We start from the raw sequence: 20543 nt of genomic DNA on the forward strand, positions 1-20543 counted from the left end.
CCACCGAGAGTCCGAGAATCGCCAATACGCTGGCGATGCCGCCGCCCACCATGATCGAACCATTGCCCCAGGTGACCTCGGCAAACGCGGCGAGGGTCTGCTTGCGGTACGCGCGGACGGTGTGCGGCAGACCGGCCAGCACGTCGAGCACAAAGGTGACCTGTCGGCCGACGTGTTCGAATGGCCGTCCTGCTGCGGCAGACGTGCGATGGAACCGATGCCACTGCCGACTGGGGATCTGACTCTCGAAGGCAACCACGTCAGATCACCTGGACCGGGATGAAGAGGGTTGTCACCTGGGTGATGACCACGTTGAGAACCATGGATACGACGACTCCGAGCACGACCGCAGCGTTCACCGCATCGGCCACTCCGCGGGAGCCGCCTTTTGCTTCCAGACCGCGGCGACTTGCGATCACGACAACCACGAAGCCGAAGATGACCGATTTCATGAGGCAGATCCACAGGTCGGTTGTCGATGCGTAGCTACCGAAGGATTGCCAGTATGAGCCGGCGACGACACCCTGCCCGGTGATCGCGACGAGGAAGCTGGCAGCGACCGCGATCACGATGATCAGGACCGAGAGAACCGGTGCGACGACGACCATGGCGACCATGCGGGGAGCGACAAGTCGCCGAGTCGGATCGATGCCGAGCACCCGCATGGCATCGATCTCTTCTCGCACGGTGCGCGCTCCCAGGTCGGCGGTGATCGCCGAAGCGCCGGCGCCACCGAGCAGCAACGCCGCGGCCATCGGCGCACCCTGCTGGATCACGCCCATGCCGCCGACGGCACCCGCCATCGACGTGGCACCGAGGTTGCTTGTGATGCCGCCGATCTGAACCGCGATGATGACCCCGAAAGGCACCGCCATCAGTAGTGCCGGCAGAACGGTGATGCTGAGCAGGAACCAGGCCTGGACGGCGGCTTCCCGGAACGGAAAGCGCCCACCGATCATGTCGGCGACGGCTATCACGGGCGTGCGAGCGCCGAGACGTGCGGTGCGGCCGAAGCTCTGCACGCTCGCTGCGAACGCCACGATACCCCCCCATGTTCGTTGATCGGTGAGAACACCTATTGACACTCAATCCCGCAAACTGTCTCACAAGTGATATCCGCGATTGTCACACACAGGAGTGCTGTCTGTCACACTCTGTTCTAAATCTATTGCACTACAAGGATTTATCTCCGAGTTAGTCGGGTTCCAAAGCACCACGGACTATGTGATGTCTGATTCAGTGACACACATGGTGTCGCAAAGCTCCACAGCGAAGGTGGTCGTATGGATAGACTTGCGCATCGAACAGGCCGGCAACCCGGAGGTGGCTGATGGAGACTGCAAGCCCGCCTCGTGCACGAAGCAAGGCAGCGCAGCAGCAGCAAGAGGATAGGATCGTGGCGGCCGCCACGGCAGAGTTCGAGCGGGTCGGGGTCCGGCGCGCCAGCATCGAGCGCATCGCGCAGGATGCCGGAGTCAGCCGGAGCACGCTCTATCGTCGCTTTCCCAGCAAGGAAGACCTGCTCGCGGAGGTTGTCGTCAGCATGCGTCGGCATTTTTTGCGGGAGATCAGCGTCGCGCTCACCGGACTCGACCCGCGCGCAGCAGTGGTCGAGGCGTTCTGCCTGGCGGTCACCGGCTTCCGGAACAACGCTCTGGCAAAGCAAATTCTCGCCGACGACCCCGGCGCGATCGACCTGTTGATCGGATTCGAGGCCCCGCAGGCCGTGGATCTGGTGGGCGAGTTCAGCCAGGGGATCGTCACCACACTCCGGGCCGCAGGCGCCTCGATGCCGGAACCGGACCTGCGCATGGCCGCCGAGACCCAATTCCGGCTGGTCAGCTCCTTCGCAGTGACCTCTTCGTTTGCACTCGACATCGACGACGCGGACGCGGTCCGCGCATACGCGGCCAAGTTCTTGGCGCCGATGATCTGGTGATCGTGAATCTGGCAAAGGTGAACCGGGTCGCTGAGTCTGCTGCAAACCGGCCAAGGCGTCAGTAATACTGCCCTGGTGATGCTGACCAAGCGAACATGTCTTTCCGCAATCTCGATGGTCGTGCTCGCCGTCGCGGCCCTACTTGTCGTCGGCCCAGGGAGCAGCGGCGCGGCCCCGCAGCCCTGGCGATACACGCTGGTGGCGTTCAGTAACACCAGCGACCGCGACATGGATGTTTACGAGTCGGGCGACGGCACGGGTTTCCAACCTGTTCGGCAATCGGCGTTTCGGCCCCCGTCGGGGGTGGTGCGGGACCCTAGCATCTTCCGGCACACCGACGGGCAGTACTACGTCACCTACACAACAGTCGACGGGGCGAACATCGGTTTCGCGCGCAGCAGTGACCGGATCAACTGGACGCCCATGGGGTCCTGGCCGGTCCCGTTCTGCTGTGCTTTCCTGCCGGGCACCGGTGACGGCACCGGTTCTTCGGGCCCGCCGGGATTCTCGGGGTCGGCCGGCTTCAGCGATGGACCGTCACTGTCGCCGTTCACCACAAAAGCGTGGGCGCCCGAATGGTTCGTGGACGGCGGCAGCGTGCACGTCATCCTGTCGATGTCGACCGGTGGGGGATTCGTGCCGTACATGATGACGGCGCTGGAACCGTCACTGCGGCTGTGGGGCCCGCCGGTTCCGCTCGCCGGGATCGGCGCCGACCACATCGACACCACCGTGGTCAAGGTGGGATCGACCTATCACGCGTTCACCAAGAACGAGACGAAGAAGATCGTCGAACATGCAGTTGCGCCGTCAGTGACGGGACCCTACTCCTTCGTCCCATCCGGGGATTGGGGCTCGATGCTCGAGGGCCCGGCCGTGGTTCAGCTGCCGGACGGCGCCTGGCGGATCTATCTCGACGCCTACACGCGAGGAAAGTACTTCTATTCGGACAGCACCGATGGGCTGCGCACCTGGTCTCCTTTGCAAGAGCTACCGGGCCTGTCCGGGACGGTCCGTCATGCCGGTGTGATGCGAGAACCGGCATGACGGGGCGGTGGTCCAACTCGTCATTCGCCGGCAGACGACCGTTGCTCCTCGGTGTATCCGGGCATGGACGCGGTCGGGCTGGCGAGTCGGGCGTCGCGGAATGCGGCGAGGTTGGCTGACGACGCGCCCATCACGGCGTCCGCGTTTCCGCGGCTGTAGGTCACGGCGTGGTCCCGGCTCACACCGAGTCGGGCACCGACTTCGATGGCGTCCTGGTCGGCGCCCATATAGAGGAACTGCCAGCCGTAGTCCTTGGTCTGCTGCTCGACCAGCGACTTGATCGTGGAGTGTGTCCATTCGTGGCTGGCGTTCTCCATCCCGTCGGTCATGATCGCGACCACGACGCTGCCCGGACGTTTGTCCTCGGGCAGTGCGGACAGCTTCTGTCCGGTGTCGGTGATCAGCCGTCCCATTGCATCCAGCAGCGCGGTGGTGCCCCGCGGTGCCATGTTCAGGGCGGGGACCTCGCTGACCGGTAGGCCGGAATAGACGACCTCGTAGTCATCGTCGAACTGCGCCAGCGTCACTGCGCATTGCCCGGTCGCGGTGTGCTGCTCGGCGATGAAAGCCGCGAAGCCACCTTCGGTGTCGGACTTGATCGACTGCATCGACCCGGAGCGGTCCAGCAGGAACACTATCCAGGTCAGATTCTGATCGGTCATATGAATCTCCTTGTCTTCCAGGTCTTGTGGGCGCTCACGTGCTGCGGCGTGGTTTGAATCGCAGTGGCGTGGGTTGGTCTGCCGCATCGACCGCGGTGCCGGTCTCGCGGTCGTACTGCGCGCGGCGCACATCGGCAGCGGCTACCCGGCCGTTGGGACGGGCGTAATCGGCCGGCATGCTGGTGCGGGCCAAGCGCGGTCCGACGGCATTCTCCGACAAATTATGCGGTGGGGATCCGCTGTTGCGGGGGATTGTCCTGTCGAAACCGATGCTCGGCCGACGGTGCGGGCGCACAATTGAGTTGTCCGTCCGAAACCTGGGAGCTGCGATGAGCGAGCAACTGTACGACTATTTCGGCAAGATCTTTCAGCGGTATTTCAGGTCCGCCATCGACGTCTATCCGCGAGCGGGCAAGACACAGGTACATCAGTTGCTCACGCTGAGTGACGACGTTCCGGACCGATTGGCGCAAACCCGTAGCGCTGCGACGGCATGGGCCGACGCCGAGATCCCGAACGCCAGGATCACCTCGGAACTCTTCGTGATCAGTCAACACGGACTGATCTATGCCGCCGGGTTGAACGAGTCGCACGGGGCGCTCTACTACCTGGCCACCCCGACCGCATTGTTCGAACCTTTTGTCGATCAGATCGACACCGCCGAACCGCGTGAGGGCAGCGTGTCCGTGGTGGACAGCCGGTACGGGCGCGACCTCGCATCCGCGCATCCGATGGACGCCGCGCTGCGCCGGATACTCGATGAGCACCTGGCACTGCGGGTGGATCTGCCCACGTAGCTTCCTTATGTGAGACGGCCGGCAATCTGGAAACCTCCACGACCACAAGTACTCGCGGCAATTGTCGTGTAGTGCGCCGGTGCACCGCAGGGCGAGTGTCGTCGGCGCGCCGCCGGCGGTTACGGTGATCTGATCCCGAAAGACGCATGTGAACCCCAGGTAGGGTTCGACGCACGTCATCGAGTTCGACACCTGTAGAACACGATTGGACACGAATGAAGCCTCTACCGGTCGCCGAACTCCACCTCCACCTCGAGGGAACCCTCGAGCCCGAGACCATCTTTGCTCTCGCCGAACGAAACAAGATCACTCTGCCCTATGCCGACGTCGATGACCTGAGGAGTCGGTTGGAGTTCTCGGATCTGCAGTCGTTTCTCGATCTGTACTACGCCAACATGTCGACGTTGCGGACCGCGGCCGACTTCGCGGACATGACCGATGCCTATCTGGCACGAGCGGCGCTTGCCGGTGTACGACATGCGGAGGTGTTCCTTGACCCGCAGGCCCATCTGGTTCGGGGAGTTGCGCTCGAAGAGGTGATGGAGGGAGTCAGCTCGGCGCTGGGTACCTCTATGAGAAATCACGGTGTCAGCTCCGGCCTGATCGTGTCGATGCTGCGCGACCACAGTGCCGCATCGGCCATGTCCGTCCTTGATGACGTCCTTGCGCTCGGAACTCCGATGCTCGGGATCGGACTCGACTCCGCGGAGGTCGGATACCCGCCATCGAAGTTCGTGGATGTGTACGCGAAGGCCCGGGCCGCGGGTCTGCACCTGGTCGCGCATGCGGGTGAAGAGGGCCCGCCGGCCTATATCTGGGAGGCTTTGGACCTGGTCGGTGTCGAACGCATTGACCATGGGATCAGGTGCCTCGAGGATGAGAAACTCGTCAAACGCCTGGTCGCAGATCGTGTCCCGTTGACCGTGTGCCCGCTGTCGAATGTCAGCCTGAAAGTGGTGGATGAGTTGTCCGGACATCCACTGCGGACAATGCTCCGCAAGGGCCTCAATGTGTCCGTCAACTCAGACGATCCGGCCTATTTCGGCGGCTACGTCGACGACAACGTCAATGGGGCACGTGACGCGCTCGGCCTGAATTCTGACGATCTCGTGACGTTGGCGACAAACTCGGTCACCGGTTCATTTGCGAACGATGCCCGCAAAGCCGAACTCCTGGCGGAGATTTCGGCCGCGGTGCAGACGCTCTAGCCGTGGGATGATGCTGTAGGCCACGCTCTGATCTGAGCGTCTGCGCGGAGATAGAGAGGGTGGCGAGGGCTTCCGTCTTGGTTGGTGGCAAGGCAATAGAGATTGTCGGCGCCGGGCATCGCCAGCATCCGCGCGACCCTGTCCGGGGGTGCCAGCGCGCCCCACGCGGCGATGGTGGGCCCACGTGACTTGAGCGCGGCCAGTAGATGAATGGTGTTCTCCGGGCCTTCCGGATCGTGGACTCTGTGCAATTCTGCGGGGTCCGTGGTGCGGTAACCATATAGATTGACCACCTGGAGTCCGGTGCACCTGAGCGAACTCGCAAATCCGATGCAGCGCCGAATGGTTGGATCGTCCTTGTGTTCATCTGCGGTCGATGGATTGAGCATGATGAAGGTGCACGTGAGGGGTTCGCTCACACAATTCGCACGCGTTGGAGACAGATCGCGTCGTAGCCGGTATCGGTATAGACCGTCGTCAGAGATGCGTGCGGACATCGACCTGAGCCTTTCCTGTTCAAGTCGAGGTTAGTCGGCAGTGACTGTCAGACCGGCTGTCGTCGATGTGGCGAGGTTGAGGTCCACCAGAACTGCGCCGAGTTCGTAGGTTCCGGCCGACAGAGGTTCGTTCAGGCGAGCGTTGATGGTGGTCAGGCCACCGGACGGCAGTGCCGGCAGTGGACGGTCATCGCCAACATCGACGTAGAAGCGTGGTTCGGCGCTGGGCACGATGGTGATCGACCCGGTGTCGTTCGCGAGATTGCCCCAGTCGTTTGCGCTCGTGTTCCGCAAGTCGAACTCGAACTCATGCCGAGCCGTTTCAGATTCGGTGAGTTCGACTGCGTCGCTGACCCAGTCGAGCGCCAGGCCGGATCGCCGATCCTCTCGCGAGGGCAACGGTGTGCGTGTCTCGGGGTCGATCAGTATGTGGCGCACACCGTCGACATGTGTGGCAGTGAGGATCCACCACGTGTCCGAGTCCGCGGGAGCGACCCACACTTCTTGACGCGTTGAACGCCCCCGGGGCACACGCGCGTCGCGCCCCAATCGCCACCCGTGGGTCGGCACGCGGTCGAGGAGGCCGATGACAACCTTCGAGGTGTCAGCACCGGCAACCACAACCTCGAGGGTGGTGTCGCCAGCGGGGCTGGACCGGGCTTGTCGAGGGATGCCGTCGATGTGGCCGAGCTGCCATGCGCCGGGATTCTCGCTACTCATCGAAATCGACTGTAGTCGTGTTGGTGCCGGCCGTCGTTACTTTCATGAACGTAACGATTGTGTTTGTCTGGACGACATTGCCGTTGAAGCGGCCGCGAGGGGGATGAATGGACGAGCAGACCTCGTCGCTCAAGAAGGAAGCATGGACGTACGCGCTCATCCTTGTGGCGGTCGTGGCTCTCGGGATCGTGGTGGCAGGGCTTCTCGAGCCGCGACCCGAACCAGATCTGACAACAGCACCGACGACGTCGACCGCAGAATCCGGACTTGACGAGCCCGCAACCCCAGAGCCCGTCGACATCGTGGAGGAACCGGTAGACCCCGCCAAAGACATCCCTGGGTGCGCCACCGTCGAGGCACCCAGCCCCGGAACCTACAGTGCGTTTTCATCGATGGCCGAGGAGAGCTACGACAACCTCAAGTTTCCCTGGTTCAGCGGTCCGAAGGCGACTGCGATGTCGAATGCGGTCGCCGATCTACTGCCGTCAGGAGCAGTGGTCGAGTTCGCAAGTCCTGCACGGTCGCTCGTCTTCCAACCGATCACCGACTTCGGCGACTCCGATTCGGCGCCTGACGGATACACATACGCATCCGGTTCGTTGGTCAACGAGGATGCGCAAGGGAGTCTGTTCGTGCAAGTGCAGCAGAGGTCTGCGCCTATCCCTCCCTGTGTGGCAGATGTTCTCGACGAGCGTCGCACGATGCCCGACGGTGTGGTGGTCGACGTCCACGACACCTGGCGGGAGGTGGACGGCGTTCGAAGCCTCAGTCGGACAGCGCGGGCATACGTGGCCGACGGATCCTGGATCAGCGCGAGCGCCTACGACCAGGTCGGACCGACGCAGGTCGAGAACAGTGGCAAGATCCCCCTGAGCATCGATGATCTGGTGCGGATCGTTGCCGATCCACGGCTGCGCGTCAGCACCGCCGTCCCGCCGGGTACACCGGCACCGTCCGAGGGCTGTCGTGGCGGCTCGTTCGAAACGAGCGGCCCAGCCATCACTCGTGAACAGGTAGACAGGCTCGACACCGTCCTCGCAACAATCGATCTCGGTGACGTGAGACTGAAACCGCTCCAACTCAGCGAATACTCGAACGACACCGTATGCACTGACGGCGCGGACGCGACGACAACTGCGCGACTGGATGTTTCGATCACCGGTGGGCAGCCGTTACCGACCCCGGAGCGTCCGGTACCGGGTTCGGGTGGCCAGGCCACGTTGCGTGCGCTCGACGACGGGACCGTTGTGCAGACTGATCGCTCTTTCCAGTCGGTCTCGTCGTCGGAATCGTCAGAGGATGCAGGAACGGAGACGACGATCTCCGTCGTGGTGACGCGGCCTGAGGGCACCCAGATCTCGGTCAGTTCCAGCGCGGCCGCAACGGCTGACGTGCTGTCGGCGGATGCACTTGAATCAATCGCGCTCACACCGGGATTGGAGTTGTAGGCGTGCCGGACAAGAGCACCTGGTCGCTGATTGCTGCTGCAGCGGTCGCCGTGGTGACGGTCACCGCAGCGGGATTTGTAATGGTCGACCACCACACTTCGCCAACGACGAAGAAGATCACCGGAACCACCGCGGACACTCCAGGACTTGCGTGGTCACTCGACGCCGCCGAGTATCTCGGGCGCCCTTTTGCCGACTTCTCCGACCCGCGTGACGGATCCTCGTACAACTCGGGTACACCAGGTTTCGTGCTGGCGGGCGACACACTGGTGACCCTGGCCGGTGTCCCCACCGAGGGATACGAGCTCGACGATGCGGTGATGATCGGTGTGGACGCGGAGGACGGAACGGTGCGCTGGCAGGCTCCAGCCGCCGACCTCCAGCAATGCAGTGGCGAACCCCTCGACGGTAAGCTGTACTGCTTCACAATGGGTGAAGGGTACGAACTCGTCACGTACGACATCGAATCCGGCGAGTCTGCGAGGCGCCCGATCGAGGAATCGGTGTTCGGTCTGACAACCACCGAGGACACCCTCTACGTCGTCGAAGGCAACGCCGAAGACAACGAGGTCCGCGTCCATTCGGGGACCTACGACGACGTGTCCGCCAACTGGACACAGAGTTTTGACATCGGTGGCGTATGGGAAGAGGTGTTCGGTCGCGACATCCTGACGGTGACCGATGGCGTCGGGCTCGTGAAGACTGGCATCGAGATGGCGCAATTCAATGCTCAGTCAGGTGCCGAGCTGTGGAAGACCGACGACTATTGTCTCTACGCGGCGAGCCTGGAATCCGGTGGCGTTGTGATGCAGGCGAATACCGACTGCGAGGCCTACAACACCGTCACCGAACAACTGCTCCGAGGTCCCGACGGAAAGGTGCTCGCCACCGCCAGGAGCAGGGTTGCCCAGAACCCGGTGTTGGAGGACCCGTCAGACACGGACGGGCCGATCATCCTGGGTGATGCCGCGTACGACCGCGCGACCGGGGAACGGTTGTGGGCCAACGCCGACCTCGCGACTGACGAACAAGGTAGTCAGTACGGCGCCGTGACAGCTGTTGTCGGCGACGTCGTTTACCTTCGAGATCCGGCGAAGACGACCGCGTCGGGTATTGACCTGCGGACGGGAAAACAACTGTGGCAGCGTAATTCGGAGGAATCATTCACACCGACCGCCGCCGATGGCAGCGTGATCGTCGGTGAGGACCGCGTCGCACTGACGGCTCTCGACGTCAGTACCGGCCGGGTGGTGTGGATGGCCCCGTTTGCTGCCATCGACGCCGATCCCGAGACATTCGCTTCAGGCGGTGCGGTGGAGGCCTACGGCGATGGATGGATCTTCTCCTCAGACCGCCGAATCATTGGTCTCGAGCCGCTGTGACGACCGGCGAAAATATCTGTGTTGCAATCAGATGTTGACTGGGCTTTTCGGTCGATACCTGGATCTGTTGGCGTCTACTGCCCGTAGGTGTAACGCAGGTTGGCGTTGACCAGGGTGCCGATGCGTTGACACATGTGGCGGAACTGTCGATCGTCCGGTGCCGGCGGCTCGATCAGCAGCGTCCATCGGAGGTTGGTTCCGCTGGCGCCGGCAGGTAGATCGAATTCGATTTGTGCATCCGGGCGCTTGGTCCATAGTGACGACCAGACCACACGTGAGGGCCGTTCGGATTCGAGTACGACAGGAGGCACTTCATCTTTCAGAAGGTGCAGCCAAGGGCGACTCGGCTGGCGGTTCGGTTCGATGAGATCGTCAAAGAGAACTCCCGGTGGCGCTGGTTGATTGCGCTGCTTCGACGCGATGACATCCACATTCCGACTCTACGCAATCAGCAGTTGCCACTCAGCCCACTCGCGGTTGCGGGCCTCGATGGAGGCAACGAAGGTTTCGACCATTGACCCGATGCACATGCAGGCGTGTCGGCCGGGCGTGTGCGAGACGACTCGTGAACTGCTACTCGGTCTCAGGTCTCCCGACGACCGGCGCGTCGGGGTGGAGTATGTGCTGCAATGCATTGAGTGCATTGTCATCGAGCTTGCCGGTGTGCATTGCGATTGCCCAGTCGTGCTCTGTCGTGGTCCACGTTTGGAGTGTGGGAAGGTCCCAGAGTAGGTCCCATGTGGCAGTTGAACGTCGTCGGCGAGCCAATCTGCCGGTGATCACCATAGATCCGATGTCTGCCTCGAATGCGCCCTCATCATCGTGGTATCGAAGATTTTCGATGGTCAGCTCGGCGGTGATTGCGATTGTCAGAGGGCGCTCTGTGACATGCTGGCTGAACCACTGCCGGTGGATGTCTTTCCGTTCGCCCAGGCTCGGGATGAACGATGAGCGGAAGTCGTCGGGAGCGAGGCTGTAGCGGGGCGGGCGAACGGGGCCTGTCCATTCAAAAACGGCTGGATCGATTGGTATTCCGGCCGTGAACGCGATGAAGCGAATGGCTATGTCGAAGCCATCGTTGCGTTGCTGCAAGATGGTTCCGGTGTGTTGGTCGATGACTAACTGCATGGCGTGTGGTTTGTGTTTGGGCGGTCTGAGTTCCACTGCCCAGCAGGCTCGTCCGAGGTATTCGATTTCCTCTATCGGCTTGTCGGGTGTGGTGAAGTCGTTGCCGATCCAGCGTGAGGCCGGCTGGGTGACGAGGAGCTCGCGTCCGGGCCCTACATACGACACTTTTTCACGCTGGGCTGCGGTTGGAAGGTCTTCCTGGTGGGCGAACCGCCACACTGTTTCTCCGTTGTGGATGACCAACGGCTGTCCCGCCATAGATTCGACTCTTATCTTGGGTTCATCGCGCCATACCTGTAGATCATCAACGCCGGCGACATATAGCGGCATTGCTTCGCCGTCTCCCGACATCATCAGACGCGCGGTGTCGATCGGCCCGGAACGGGAGATGATGCCCTCGATGGGCGCCTTGGGTCCGTCGACGATTTTGGTGAGAACCTCTATCCATGCGACCACAAAAGCAACTCTGCCATAGAGAGCGGAGGGCGAGCGCGACATCGCGACTCAAACGCGCAGGTGGTCACACAAATGCATGCGGCAACTTAGCAATTCACCGGATCACTGCAAGGTCGACCCTGAACCACACATGGCTGCGGCCTGGATGGACGCAACGAAGGTTGAACGTATGACCCGGCGCACCTGCGGGCTGGTCGGGCCGGGGGGTATGCGATGGTTCGTAAATGTCTGTGACGAACCCGAAAAGTAGGCAACGGCTCGCACGTTGGGCCGCCATCGTCAACGACTGCAGCTGGTGGCTGTTCGTGATCGCCTCTCTGATCGCCGGAGGTGTCTGGTCGCTGAATCGTTCGGCAGTCTCGTTCAGCAGTAACATCTACCTCTACTGCGCCGGCTTCGGCCAAGAATCCAGGTGCGAAGCCGGTACCTCAGGATCTGGCCCAGAGCAGTGGTTCACCGACCCAGCGTTCTATTCACTTGCTGCCTTCGTTGTATTGGTCTGCGCTGCAATCGCCGAGGCCGTCAGTGTCGGCCGGTTCAGGCATGGGATCGTCACGATCGCTTTGCCTCTGATTGCGTTCGTTCTGTTCCTCGCCGTCACCCCAGATGGGATCGCCGGCTACGACGGGAGGCCGGTGGTAGCGATGGTGACTGTTTTTGTCGCGGTTGTTCTGCGTGAGACGTGGGCACGTAGGTATCGAGCCGTGTACGTGGCGGACGGCAGCTAAGTCACGTCAACTGCCGCTGCGCTCAACGGCTTCCCTGTGACGATGCGCGTGTGCTCTAATTGGCGTCGGTGACCCCACGCCCGACGGCGTCGTCTGTCGGTCCTCCTAGTGCGTGGGGATGCATGTGAGTTTCGATATCGAGGACGCAATCCTTGAACAGTTCGTACTCGGGTCGATGGCCGCCACGCAGGTGGACGGAATGCGCCGGTTGGTACCTTTTCGTCGCGACGCTTTTGATCGCTTCGTATATCGGGCAACCCAATTCGCGATCGGTGAAGGCACGTGGGACCCATTCGTCGGGGAAGCGCAGCGGTATCTGAGAATTCTGGACGGCTGCTTAAGTGAGGTGCCGCCGCTCATCCCACCGGACGTAGCTGGCGTGGTCTCTGGCATTCTGTCGCGGTTCCGAAGGAAAGTGCCCGGCGAGCCGCTCCTGGAAGGACACCAAGAAGCTACCGGGTTTCATCATGTGCTTGGAGAGGAACTGATGTTTGCGCTGGGCGGGGATCATGGTGATGGTGTGAGCGCCGCGGGTACAAGGACATTCAGCAAGATGATGTCGGCCCGAATCGGAGACGGATTCGTGCACCCCGTCGTCGGGGGCCATCTGTGGAGTGATCTTCCAGCGGCGCCACCACCGGGACCGGCCGGCGGTCGGCATATGACTGTCTTGCCTCAAGTTGGCGCGTTCGTCGCGCGATGGCGGACAACTGCGGCTGATCGACCACGTTGCGAGAGACTCATCCTCGATCGGGCACACGCCCGGGGATGGCGCATGATCGACATTCCGAGCGACGGCGACCCCTCGGCTGGGTGGTACGCGTATTCACCGGGGGAGGATCAGTGAGTCCATAGGAGTTCACCTTTTGGCAGCACAAGCTGTTGCGAACCATCCATTCGAGGGCTTCAAGCTGTCGAAGCGGACTGGACAATTGGCGTCGGCTGATCTTGGCGCAGGGGAGCGTGGCGTCAAAGGGTGCCGATCGCGATGTGGTGACCTTTGTCTGACCAGACGGCGGTGTTGCCCAGGAGTTGGGGTGACATGAATCCGCCGGTCTCGCCCCACGGCCACGCGACGCGGGCGCGGGCCACTTGGTCTTGAACGAGGTCGGCGATGCAGGCGAGGATCGATTCCGCAGGGTCGTCGACGCGAGAAGTCGGCCCGTCCATCCCCCATCCGTCGGGCCCGCGACCGAGTACTGTGACGTCACTCAGAAGAAGCACGGCCCCTATGTCCGGGTCGTAGTCGGCGATCCATTCGATGCGTTCTATGGAGCCGTTGTACTGGCGAACGTGTAGATCGCGCCCGAGTCGGTGCAGTGCGTTGGCCCAGGTGTCGGGAAGATCGGTGGAGGTCACGCGAACGTTCTGCTGCGGGGTCCAGGTGGCTTCTAATACTCGCTCGTAACCGGCGCGATTGACTCGCGAACCGTCCAAGCGATCGAAGAAGTCGGCCATGGTTCCAGTGTGTCATCTCCATTGGGACCCCCCTCAGCTCTGCGCCCATCCATCGTCGTGGCGTTCCCATAGCGCCGGTTCGTCGTCGATGTCGGTGACAGTTCGGTTGAGCCACCAGGTGGCATCGGGATCCCAGCCGGCGAGGACGGTGGCGCCCGCGTTGTTGAAAAGGGGAATTGCGGTCCCGGGGGTGGCGAGGTAGCCGTGCAAGGTGAGGTGGACGCCGTCGTAATCTCCGGCCACTGCAGCCCAGTCAGGGATGTACCAGCGATGATGTGTGCCGGTGGTGCGAAACCAGTCGTGGCGCTTGGATTCTGGGACGGCCAGCGGATACGCGTCCACCAGCTGCGCCCAGTCCGTCGGCCTGGAGATTTCGTAGACCCGAGGATTGTTGCGAATGTGGACCGGCCAGACGCGCGCTTCTCCGCAGCTCAGGGAGTCTTCTTCCAACATCAGCTCCAATGGGCCGATTCTGTCTCGAGTCCGACTGGTCGACAGTGCATCACTCGGCAGTGGTGTCGACCACCATTCGCCACTGACGTCCGTGTCGGGGTGCTCGGCTCGGCGGCCGGCAAATGCTGCCTCCCACGCCACTCCGTGTTCTCGCCAAGCATCGAGGCCGGCTGAGATCGGTCGATGCGGTGTGGTGGATTCGGGCCACTGATCGTTGGAGTACCTATGCGCAACCAGAGCCTGGGAGTTGAGGTGGACCGAATCGGCCCACCACGTGGCATTCGGGGATGCCAAAACCGTTGTGGCTACCGGAAGTAAGGCGGCTGTGATTTCTGGTTGGGCGAAGATCCTGTCCTCGTCGTCTGGTTCTTGCCAGTAGCGAGCGAAGTCCGCGGCAAACTCCAGAGCTTCGAGCAACTCGTATTCGGACAGTGCGGGGATCGCGTGAAGATCAACTCCCTCGATGACTTCACGGACGTCCTGGGTGGTTCTAGGCCGTCGGCCGGGTATTGCTCGATCATCGGTACTGCACATGTATGCGACAGTCGCGCAGAAGAAACGTCCCCGGGGTGAGGCGAGTACGGCGGCGGGCAGATCCATGTCACGAGTCTAGCGGGATGAAAATCGTTGGTGGCCGACTCGGGCAGCGGCGTAAAGGACTGGGTGGCAATAGATTATCGAACGATCGATCTCTTTCGTGTTGACTTGCCAGTCGGCTGGCACACCGCGTTCAGCTGGGAAGTGAGGGCCGCGGCGCGAATCGGCGTGCCCACACTTCGCGAATGGCGACCGCTACCAACACCGCACTCATGGCCGCCATGGTGTCAAGCGCGACACTGTCGAGGGTGCCGGGCGTCGCCAGCACCAGGAGCCCCAGTGCCACACAGGGTGCGGCGACCGTCACGATCCCCGGCAGTAGCCGGCGAGCTGAGATTGCTTCGATCACAGCGGCGATGAGCACCACGGCAAAGGCAAGCAGGGACCAGAACGCCGGATCTGTCCATCGGTCATACGGCGGAGAACCGGTGAAGTTGGCGATGCCAATCGGCGAGTCGGTCAGTGGCGTGTAGGCGATCCACCCGCTTGATCCTGCGGTGAACGAGGCGTCAATATAGCTGTCGCCGAAGCGGTTGTGCGCATCCGTCCAGGTGATGCCGCCTGCGAATAATGTTGTGACCACGAATATCCACCACGCGATGTGGCCGGTGATGCGAGCGAACGGAAATACGCGACTACTGGTCATGATCAAGTCTTACAGGAGGACACAGCCAGCCAATCAAGCCCGCCTGTACCTGTGTGGCTAGCTGCGGGGATGCCGGCCGACGCTGGCTGGGATGATCGTCCGAAAGATCAATGCGCACTGGTGGGCTCACGGGCGCAAGTGTGAGCGCTCGCCGTCGGGGTCGAGGATGGCGATGATTTCGGCGGGTCCGCCGTCGGCCCCGAAGGCGTGGGGGACCATCGTGGAAAACTCTGCGGCCTGGCCGGTCTCGACCCTGATGGTGCGTTCGCCGAGCAGGACGAGCACGGTCCCGGAGAGCACGGTGAACCAGTCGCGTCCGGGGTGAACGGGGAGCTCGCCGTCCTCGCGGCGTGGCGGTGGTTGGGTGAGTCGGATCTTGGCGACTTTCAGTCCGTGAGGTCCCTGGTCACGGGACAACAGCCAAGTCGTCATGCCTCGGGCCTGGTCCTGCTGCGGCCGGATCACCACGTCGTGGCCGTCCTCGGGCTCGACCAGCTGGTCGATTGAGGTGCCCAGGGTACGGGCGATGGAGGTCAGTTGATCGAGACCGATCCGGCGGTGCCCGGTCTCGATCCGGCTCAACGTCGAGGCGCTCAGGAAGCATCGACCGGCGAGATCGTCGAGCGACCATCCGCGAGCGATCCGAAGGCCGCGGATGCGTTTGCGGACGAGTACGTCGAGTTCGCTGTCTTGCGTCATACGCAAGAGTATATGCGCTTGACGCAAGCGGTATCTAGTCTGTGAACCATGAGCCAACAACATCACCACAGCGCCCACGAACACCATCATCACGCCGACGACAGCCACGGACCGGATGAAGGTCTGTCCCAGATCCTCGACCTCGACGCCGAGATTCTCGAGGCGTCGCTGAGCGCCGTCCACGCGGACATCGCTGCGTTGATCGACGGGCCGGTGCGCCGCATTCTCGACCTCGGAGCAGGCACGGGCACAGGCACATTCGGGCTCCTGCATCACTTCGCCGACGCTCACGCGGTGGCGGTCGATGGGTCCAGCGACATGCTCGAGCACTTGCGGCGCCAGGCCGAGGGCCTCGGTCTCGCCGACCGGACCACCACCGTGCACGCGGACCTCGACGAGGGTGTGCCCGAGCTGGACCTGGTCGACCTCGCATGGGCGTCGGGCTCGCTGCACCACCTGGCGGATCCGGACCGCACTCTCGCTCAGGTGGCGGCCGCGATCCGACCCGGCGGTCTGCTTGCGGTCGTCGAACTCACCGGACATCCCCGGTTCTTGGCCGACGACGCACCGGGCGCCGCTGCAGAGGCGAAGGCCCATGAACTGCTCGCTGTCGACCGCACCGTGGACATGCCCGCGATGGGCAGCGACTGGGGAGCGCGTCTGGCCCGGGCCGGCCTGGTCGTCGAATTGGATCGTCCGATCGTCGTCGATCTTGCACCACCGCTGCCAGATGTGGCCGGCGCGTACGCATTTGCCATCCTGACGCGCATCCGTGGCGCAGTCGTCGAGCGTCTCGGCGCCGACCTCGACGATCTCGACGATCTCGATCGTCTTCTCGACGGCGGACCGAGCGATGTCCGGCACCGCAGCGACCTACACGTCAGGACTCAGCGGCAGCTGCTGATCGCGCGCAGGCCCGCATCGCGCTGACCGGCAACAGAATTGAACGGCGCCGCCGATGACGACACTGCTTCCTCATTGGGCACACACTCGGAATCCGCTATGCCACCGCGTGCATCGCACGTAAGGTCATTTCGGAGAATCGACAGCTACGAGGCAAACCTCGCACCTCGTCGGTAGGGGCCGGCCAACCTTCGCGCGATTGGTAAATGCAATGCAATTCAAAGCTCTGGGAATCGCACTGATCGCCATCATTGCGGCAGGATGCTCACAATCGGACGTGCACGAGTCCACCTCGGAGAACACGCAGAGTGCCCACAGACCGTTTGAAAGCACACCCGGAATCCGCCAACCTCCGACGAGTGGTCGATTCGACTATCAACTCGGCGGCGCATACCCGCCACCCAGCGGCGTCAGCGTCGTTGCCCGCGACGTCACCGATGAACCTGCCGCCGGTCTGTATTCCATCTGCTACGTCAACGGTTTTCAGACGCAGCCCGGGGAAGAAGAGCGCTGGTTGGGCACCAACGAGGATCTCTTGCTTCATCGCGAGGGCGAACTCGTCGTCGATCCCGATTGGCCGGACGAGTACGTGTTGGACCCGACTGATCCTCAACGACGGGAACGGATTGCGAGCATCATCGGTGAGTCGATCGATTCGTGCGCTGAGTTGGGATATGACGCCATCGAGATAGACAACCTCGACTCCTGGAGTAGATTTCCCGAACTCGACCAGGCATCGAGCATCGCACTGGCTGAAACCTATGTAACCCGCGCCCACGACTCCGGTCTTGCCATCGGACAGAAGAACTCGGCGGAAACAGTTGTTGCGGCAAGAACCGAACTTCACTTCGATTTTGCGGTGGTGGAGGAGTGTTGGGTATTCGACGAATGCGACGCGTATGTCGATGAGTACGGCCCGTATGTGTACGACGTGGAATACACCGATTCGCTCGACGTCCCATTCACAGATGTCTGCTCAAGTTCCGGGCATGTGCCGCTGACCGTGCTCCGAGATCGAGACCTGGTTACGAACGAGCATCCCGACTATGTCTATGAGCACTGCTGAAGCCGGCGCTTGTGACGTTGTCACCCACCATGCCGAAGCTTTGACCACCATGAGAAGTGAGTACGCGCCGATCGCGAAACCGCAGCTTACGTGCGCTGGTACAACTTTGAGGCGGAGGTGGCTTAGCTGAGGTCTCGATCCGGTGCACGACCGTCTACTCGGGCTCGCGTCGCGATGATCACGTCGGCGCACTCGGCAGGCTGGTCCAAGCAGAGATGGTGGAAACCGTTGGCGATACGGACGACGTTCACCTCGCCGGGGAGGTGGGCCCGGACAAAGTCGGCCTCGACGTCCTTCACCAGGGAGCTGTTGGCGCCGTAGACGTAGCACAGCGGAATCCGCACAGTCGCGGCCGCCGCTAGCAGCTCGGGACCGTAGAACGCCGGCATCACGCATTGGTCGTGCTTCCAGGTCCACATCCCGTCGACTTCCCGCACCCCGTTGGCGGCAAGAGCAGTCATCACCTCGTCCGCGGGGTGGGGCTGAGGTGGTACCAGGCGGAACCGCGCCATTATTTCGTCGCGGCTCTGATATCGGCGTTCCTGTCTGGGGCGCTGCCTACGCCCGGCTGCGACCGCGGCCTGGTAGCTCGGCGGAGGGCGCAACGGGGTGTCGATCAAGACCAACCCGGCGAACGCATCTGGATGCGCGCCCGCTGTCATCAGGGTGAGTCGGCCGCCCAGGCTGTGGCCGACCACGAGCGGTCGGGAGGAGCCGGTCGCCCATATCACGGCGAGTATTTCCTCACCCCACACCTCGCCGTCGTACTCAGAACGGTGGCCGCTGTCACCGTGCCCGCTCAGATCGACCGAGATGACCCGAAGTCCAGCGGCAACCAACTGCGGGATGAGGAGGTGCCACCACAGTCGATGTGCGCCGCTGCCATGCACGAGCAGGACGTCGCGATCGCCGCGCCCGGCCACCGAGAACCTGATCGGGACGCCGCGCACCACGACCTCGCCCAGATTCTCCGCGTCCAGCGCTGTGTTCGCGTGGACTGGCATAGTGTCGGACCTCCGGATCCTCTAGTCGGGTGTTTCGCTGTACCGGTTAGTCCGGCGGTGTCCGGTGCCAGTTGCCGATCGCGACGTGGTCATCCACCTCGAGCCCTGGTTCTGCGAGCTCGCGCTCGGCCCAGAATGGGCGTCCCGTGTACTCCATCGGGTCGGCGCATGAGGAGAAGTACACCACCATTCGGACGTCGCCTTCGAATCGCTTCTGAGCTACGGCATCAAGCGCGATGAACTCAGCGCTCAGATCGACGCGGAAGGGGGCGCAGCAATGCTGACTGCGGTGACGATGGAAGCGATCGCGCGCTGGAGGTCGGGAGATCGCCCGGCGTCCTGGCTACGCCAGACATTGCTCGATCGTGTGACGGTCATCCTCGATGGCATCGGCCACCTGAGCAACCACTAGACGGTATGAGTGACCGCCGGCGTTGAGTTGGGGGTTCAGGCCGAGGCCTCGCTCACCCATGGTCGTGGGTTACCGAGCAGGAATCCAGCCCGGTTGTGCGATTCTTGGACTCGACCATTGCAGGAGGAGGCGACATCCATGACGGAGTTGGAACCAAGTTCCGTCGTCGGGCACTCCGATGTCACGTTTCGCTGGCTCAGTGACGTCCCAGTCGTCGTTTCGCTACACCTGACCGGTTTTCCCGGCACAACCATTCACGGTGGCATCGAACTGACGCTCACCGAACCAGGCGTGTATGCGACGACCGTGCGAGTCCTGGACGATGCCTGCGTCAGTTACGGATTCTTGATCTTTGATTCGGTGGAGGCGCAACAGGAGCTGTCGATCTACAAGGTGCTCGACAGCCTCGTCGAAGACCCGCGTAATCCCGACGTGATTCGTCGTGCGTTCGGCATGGGCGGATCGACGTCGGTACTGCAGCTGCCGGGTTCGCGGCGACACCCGGCGTGGCCCGAGTCTCGCGGGCAGGTAGGCGGCGATGACGAATCTGTCTACGTCGTAGATGCATCGGGCCGAAAGCTGACGGTTCTTCGGGGAGACCGGGATGGCCCACTTGTGGTGATGTTCGACGGAGACCTGTGGGCCGACAATCAGTTTGGCTATCGCGAGGCAACGGCCACGCGCAACAAAAGTGCAATCGGGCCATCGCCGACGGTCGTACTCGTCAGCACCCCAGACCGCGCGATTCTCGACAAACGCACGGTGATGACACAGCTCCTCACCGACGAGATCCTGCCTGCCCTCGAACGGGCGGATGTCGGATGGAGTGGAATCATCGTGGCCGGGCAAAGCTACGGCGGCCTGGCCGCGGCGGGTCTGCTCGTCGACCTCCCTGATCTCATCGATGCCGCAATCATTCAGTCAGGGTCGTTCTGGTTCGACGGCACGGAGCCGCGCGACTACGGGCGCCCCGGGACGATCACTCGGGCGCTCGCCGAGCTCGCCGGCACCCGCGCCGTCTCGAATCGCGTTGTGGTTCAGGTAGGAACCATGGAGGGCGCCATGGTCGATCAGTCCCGCTGGTTCGCGGACGCGGCCCGAGGTGCCGGCATGGATGTCCACTTCGACACCTATTCGGGCGGACATGACTACGCCTGGTACCGGCATGGACTCCTCTACGCGATCGACCAACTGTGTCCGTGAACCGGCGGTGCCGAGTCGACGGCGGTCGAGGGTGGTCACGCCATTGCCTTTGCCGATCAACACCCGAGGTCACCTCGATCCACGCCCATA

23 protein-coding genes and 1 pseudogene are annotated in these 20543 nt (G+C 62.6%); 11 read left to right on the forward strand and 13 right to left on the reverse strand.

Annotated features, from left to right (window positions below; translation table 11 throughout):
- Together VIQ49_RS08855 and VIQ49_RS08860 are read right to left on the reverse strand one after the other, a co-directional pair.
- Window positions 1-259: pseudogene (locus VIQ49_RS08855) on the reverse strand (ABC transporter permease); the annotation flags it as partial.
- A 1-nt stretch (window position 260) separates the two neighbouring features.
- A complete protein-coding gene (locus VIQ49_RS08860) occupies window positions 261-1040 on the reverse strand; it encodes an ABC transporter permease (protein WP_331883355.1) in 780 nt (259 codons plus the stop codon).
- A 356-nt stretch (window positions 1041-1396) separates the two neighbouring features.
- On the opposite strand from VIQ49_RS08860, the gene VIQ49_RS08865 reads away from it, so the two are divergent.
- Together VIQ49_RS08865 and VIQ49_RS08870 are read left to right on the forward strand one after the other, a co-directional pair.
- Window positions 1397-1939 (forward strand): helix-turn-helix domain-containing protein, encoded by a 543-nt coding sequence (locus VIQ49_RS08865; protein WP_331883358.1) that lies wholly within the window; start codon window positions 1397-1399, stop codon window positions 1937-1939.
- A 78-nt stretch (window positions 1940-2017) separates the two neighbouring features.
- Window positions 2018-2986 (forward strand): arabinofuranosidase, encoded by a 969-nt coding sequence (locus VIQ49_RS08870; protein WP_331883430.1) that lies wholly within the window; start codon window positions 2018-2020, stop codon window positions 2984-2986.
- Window positions 2987-3006: 20 nt separating this feature from the next.
- Here VIQ49_RS08870 and VIQ49_RS08875 read toward each other — a convergent pair whose 3' ends face one another.
- Together VIQ49_RS08875 and VIQ49_RS08880 are read right to left on the reverse strand one after the other, a co-directional pair.
- A complete protein-coding gene (locus tag VIQ49_RS08875) occupies window positions 3007-3648 on the reverse strand; it encodes a vWA domain-containing protein (protein ID WP_331883360.1) in 642 nt (213 codons plus the stop codon).
- Between the two features lie 34 nt (window positions 3649-3682).
- Complete coding sequence (locus tag VIQ49_RS08880) at window positions 3683-3841, reverse strand: hypothetical protein (protein WP_331883362.1); 159 nt, start codon at window positions 3839-3841, stop codon at window positions 3683-3685.
- Window positions 3842-3977: 136 nt separating this feature from the next.
- Between VIQ49_RS08880 and VIQ49_RS08885 the strand changes: the two genes are divergently transcribed.
- Together VIQ49_RS08885 and VIQ49_RS08890 are read left to right on the forward strand one after the other, a co-directional pair.
- Window positions 3978-4445, forward strand: a complete 468-nt coding sequence (locus VIQ49_RS08885; protein ID WP_331883364.1) for a glucose-6-phosphate dehydrogenase — start codon at window positions 3978-3980, stop codon at window positions 4443-4445.
- Window positions 4446-4660: 215 nt separating this feature from the next.
- Window positions 4661-5653 carry an adenosine deaminase gene (locus VIQ49_RS08890; RefSeq protein WP_331883366.1) on the forward strand — a complete coding sequence of 331 codons (993 nt, stop codon included), beginning with the start codon at window positions 4661-4663 and terminating at the stop codon, window positions 5651-5653.
- On the opposite strand, the gene VIQ49_RS08895 is transcribed toward VIQ49_RS08890, so the two are convergent.
- Window positions 5650-6150: a DUF1643 domain-containing protein gene (locus tag VIQ49_RS08895; RefSeq protein ID WP_331883368.1), complete on the reverse strand. Its 501-nt coding sequence runs from the start codon at window positions 6148-6150 to the stop codon at window positions 5650-5652. The two genes, VIQ49_RS08890 and VIQ49_RS08895, sit on opposite strands and share 4 nt — an antisense overlap.
- Before the next feature lie 30 nt (window positions 6151-6180).
- Window positions 6181-6870, reverse strand: a complete 690-nt coding sequence (locus VIQ49_RS08900; RefSeq protein ID WP_331883371.1) for a hypothetical protein — start codon at window positions 6868-6870, stop codon at window positions 6181-6183.
- Window positions 6871-6977: 107 nt separating this feature from the next.
- Between VIQ49_RS08900 and VIQ49_RS08905 the strand changes: the two genes are divergently transcribed.
- Both VIQ49_RS08905 and VIQ49_RS08910 read left to right on the forward strand, forming a co-directional pair.
- Window positions 6978-8318, forward strand: a complete 1341-nt coding sequence (locus VIQ49_RS08905) for a hypothetical protein (RefSeq protein WP_331883374.1) — start codon at window positions 6978-6980, stop codon at window positions 8316-8318.
- Between the two features lie 2 nt (window positions 8319-8320).
- Window positions 8321-9700: a PQQ-binding-like beta-propeller repeat protein gene (locus VIQ49_RS08910; protein WP_331883377.1), complete on the forward strand. Its 1380-nt coding sequence runs from the start codon at window positions 8321-8323 to the stop codon at window positions 9698-9700.
- A 74-nt stretch (window positions 9701-9774) separates the two neighbouring features.
- Here VIQ49_RS08910 and VIQ49_RS08915 read toward each other — a convergent pair whose 3' ends face one another.
- Together VIQ49_RS08915 and VIQ49_RS08920 are read right to left on the reverse strand one after the other, a co-directional pair.
- A complete protein-coding gene (locus VIQ49_RS08915; protein WP_331883380.1) occupies window positions 9775-10131 on the reverse strand; it encodes a hypothetical protein in 357 nt (118 codons plus the stop codon).
- A gap of 142 nt (window positions 10132-10273) precedes the next feature.
- Window positions 10274-11182, reverse strand: coding sequence for a hypothetical protein (locus VIQ49_RS08920; RefSeq protein WP_331883383.1), 909 nt, complete (start codon window positions 11180-11182; stop codon window positions 10274-10276).
- A 326-nt stretch (window positions 11183-11508) separates the two neighbouring features.
- On the opposite strand from VIQ49_RS08920, the gene VIQ49_RS08925 reads away from it, so the two are divergent.
- Complete coding sequence (locus VIQ49_RS08925; protein WP_331883385.1) at window positions 11509-12012, forward strand: hypothetical protein; 504 nt, start codon at window positions 11509-11511, stop codon at window positions 12010-12012.
- 969 nt (window positions 12013-12981) lie between these two features.
- Here VIQ49_RS08925 and VIQ49_RS08930 read toward each other — a convergent pair.
- The 4 genes from VIQ49_RS08930 to VIQ49_RS08945 all read right to left on the reverse strand — a co-directional run bounded on the left by VIQ49_RS08930 (window position 12982) and on the right by VIQ49_RS08945 (window position 15865).
- Entirely contained in the window at window positions 12982-13470 is a 489-nt protein-coding gene (locus VIQ49_RS08930; protein ID WP_331883387.1) for a hypothetical protein, read from the reverse strand.
- Window positions 13471-13503: 33 nt separating this feature from the next.
- Window positions 13504-14523, reverse strand: a complete 1020-nt coding sequence (locus VIQ49_RS08935; RefSeq protein ID WP_331883390.1) for a hypothetical protein — start codon at window positions 14521-14523, stop codon at window positions 13504-13506.
- A gap of 130 nt (window positions 14524-14653) precedes the next feature.
- The gene (locus tag VIQ49_RS08940) at window positions 14654-15166 is read right to left on the reverse strand and encodes a hypothetical protein (protein WP_331883392.1); all 513 of its coding nucleotides are present in this window, start codon (window positions 15164-15166) and stop codon (window positions 14654-14656) included.
- 126 nt (window positions 15167-15292) lie between these two features.
- On the reverse strand, window positions 15293-15865 hold the full coding sequence (locus VIQ49_RS08945) for an XRE family transcriptional regulator (RefSeq protein WP_331883395.1): 573 nt from the start codon (window positions 15863-15865) through the stop codon (window positions 15293-15295).
- A 48-nt stretch (window positions 15866-15913) separates the two neighbouring features.
- Here VIQ49_RS08945 and VIQ49_RS08950 point away from each other — a divergent pair, with 48 nt between their 5' ends.
- A complete protein-coding gene (locus tag VIQ49_RS08950) occupies window positions 15914-16795 on the forward strand; it encodes a class I SAM-dependent methyltransferase (RefSeq protein ID WP_331883398.1) in 882 nt (293 codons plus the stop codon).
- Window positions 16796-16979: 184 nt separating this feature from the next.
- Window positions 16980-17834, forward strand: a complete 855-nt coding sequence (locus VIQ49_RS08955) for an endo alpha-1,4 polygalactosaminidase (protein WP_331883401.1) — start codon at window positions 16980-16982, stop codon at window positions 17832-17834.
- Between the two features lie 122 nt (window positions 17835-17956).
- Here the strand turns inward: VIQ49_RS08955 and VIQ49_RS08960 are convergent, their stop codons facing one another.
- Window positions 17957-18838: an alpha/beta hydrolase gene (locus VIQ49_RS08960; protein ID WP_331883403.1), complete on the reverse strand. Its 882-nt coding sequence runs from the start codon at window positions 18836-18838 to the stop codon at window positions 17957-17959.
- Window positions 18839-19115: 277 nt separating this feature from the next.
- On the opposite strand from VIQ49_RS08960, the gene VIQ49_RS08965 reads away from it, so the two are divergent.
- Together VIQ49_RS08965 and VIQ49_RS08970 are read left to right on the forward strand one after the other, a co-directional pair.
- Window positions 19116-19250, forward strand: a complete 135-nt coding sequence (locus VIQ49_RS08965) for a hypothetical protein (RefSeq protein ID WP_331883406.1) — start codon at window positions 19116-19118, stop codon at window positions 19248-19250.
- 138 nt (window positions 19251-19388) lie between these two features.
- The gene (locus VIQ49_RS08970) at window positions 19389-20453 is read left to right on the forward strand and encodes an alpha/beta hydrolase-fold protein (RefSeq protein WP_331883408.1); all 1065 of its coding nucleotides are present in this window, start codon (window positions 19389-19391) and stop codon (window positions 20451-20453) included.
- Window positions 20454-20543 lie beyond the last annotated feature (90 nt).

This window comes from Williamsia sp., assembly GCF_036566845.1.
GTDB lineage: Bacteria > Actinomycetota > Actinomycetes > Mycobacteriales > Mycobacteriaceae > Williamsia.

What these genes read in the sequence shown, in the direction of transcription:
- VIQ49_RS08870 (WP_331883430.1), top strand. Translation starts at nt 2,018, where the DNA reads ATGCTGACCAAGCGAACATGTCTTTCCGCAATCTCGATGGTCGTGCTC.
- VIQ49_RS08875 (WP_331883360.1), bottom strand. Translation starts at nt 3,648, where the DNA reads ATGACCGATCAGAATCTGACCTGGATAGTGTTCCTGCTGGACCGCTCC.
- VIQ49_RS08885 (WP_331883364.1), top strand. Translation starts at nt 3,978, where the DNA reads ATGAGCGAGCAACTGTACGACTATTTCGGCAAGATCTTTCAGCGGTAT.
- VIQ49_RS08890 (WP_331883366.1), top strand. Translation starts at nt 4,661, where the DNA reads ATGAAGCCTCTACCGGTCGCCGAACTCCACCTCCACCTCGAGGGAACC.
- VIQ49_RS08895 (WP_331883368.1), bottom strand. Translation starts at nt 6,150, where the DNA reads ATGTCCGCACGCATCTCTGACGACGGTCTATACCGATACCGGCTACGA.
- VIQ49_RS08900 (WP_331883371.1), bottom strand. Translation starts at nt 6,870, where the DNA reads ATGAGTAGCGAGAATCCCGGCGCATGGCAGCTCGGCCACATCGACGGC.
- VIQ49_RS08905 (WP_331883374.1), top strand. Translation starts at nt 6,978, where the DNA reads ATGGACGAGCAGACCTCGTCGCTCAAGAAGGAAGCATGGACGTACGCG.
- VIQ49_RS08920 (WP_331883383.1), bottom strand. Translation starts at nt 11,182, where the DNA reads ATGATGTCGGGAGACGGCGAAGCAATGCCGCTATATGTCGCCGGCGTT.
- VIQ49_RS08925 (WP_331883385.1), top strand. Translation starts at nt 11,509, where the DNA reads ATGTCTGTGACGAACCCGAAAAGTAGGCAACGGCTCGCACGTTGGGCC.
- VIQ49_RS08930 (WP_331883387.1), bottom strand. Translation starts at nt 13,470, where the DNA reads ATGGCCGACTTCTTCGATCGCTTGGACGGTTCGCGAGTCAATCGCGCC.
- VIQ49_RS08935 (WP_331883390.1), bottom strand. Translation starts at nt 14,523, where the DNA reads ATGGATCTGCCCGCCGCCGTACTCGCCTCACCCCGGGGACGTTTCTTC.
- VIQ49_RS08940 (WP_331883392.1), bottom strand. Translation starts at nt 15,166, where the DNA reads ATGACCAGTAGTCGCGTATTTCCGTTCGCTCGCATCACCGGCCACATC.
- VIQ49_RS08945 (WP_331883395.1), bottom strand. Translation starts at nt 15,865, where the DNA reads ATGACGCAAGACAGCGAACTCGACGTACTCGTCCGCAAACGCATCCGC.
- VIQ49_RS08950 (WP_331883398.1), top strand. Translation starts at nt 15,914, where the DNA reads ATGAGCCAACAACATCACCACAGCGCCCACGAACACCATCATCACGCC.
- VIQ49_RS08955 (WP_331883401.1), top strand. Translation starts at nt 16,980, where the DNA reads ATGCAATTCAAAGCTCTGGGAATCGCACTGATCGCCATCATTGCGGCA.
- VIQ49_RS08960 (WP_331883403.1), bottom strand. Translation starts at nt 18,838, where the DNA reads ATGCCAGTCCACGCGAACACAGCGCTGGACGCGGAGAATCTGGGCGAG.
- VIQ49_RS08965 (WP_331883406.1), top strand. Translation starts at nt 19,116, where the DNA reads ATGCTGACTGCGGTGACGATGGAAGCGATCGCGCGCTGGAGGTCGGGA.
- VIQ49_RS08970 (WP_331883408.1), top strand. Translation starts at nt 19,389, where the DNA reads ATGACGGAGTTGGAACCAAGTTCCGTCGTCGGGCACTCCGATGTCACG.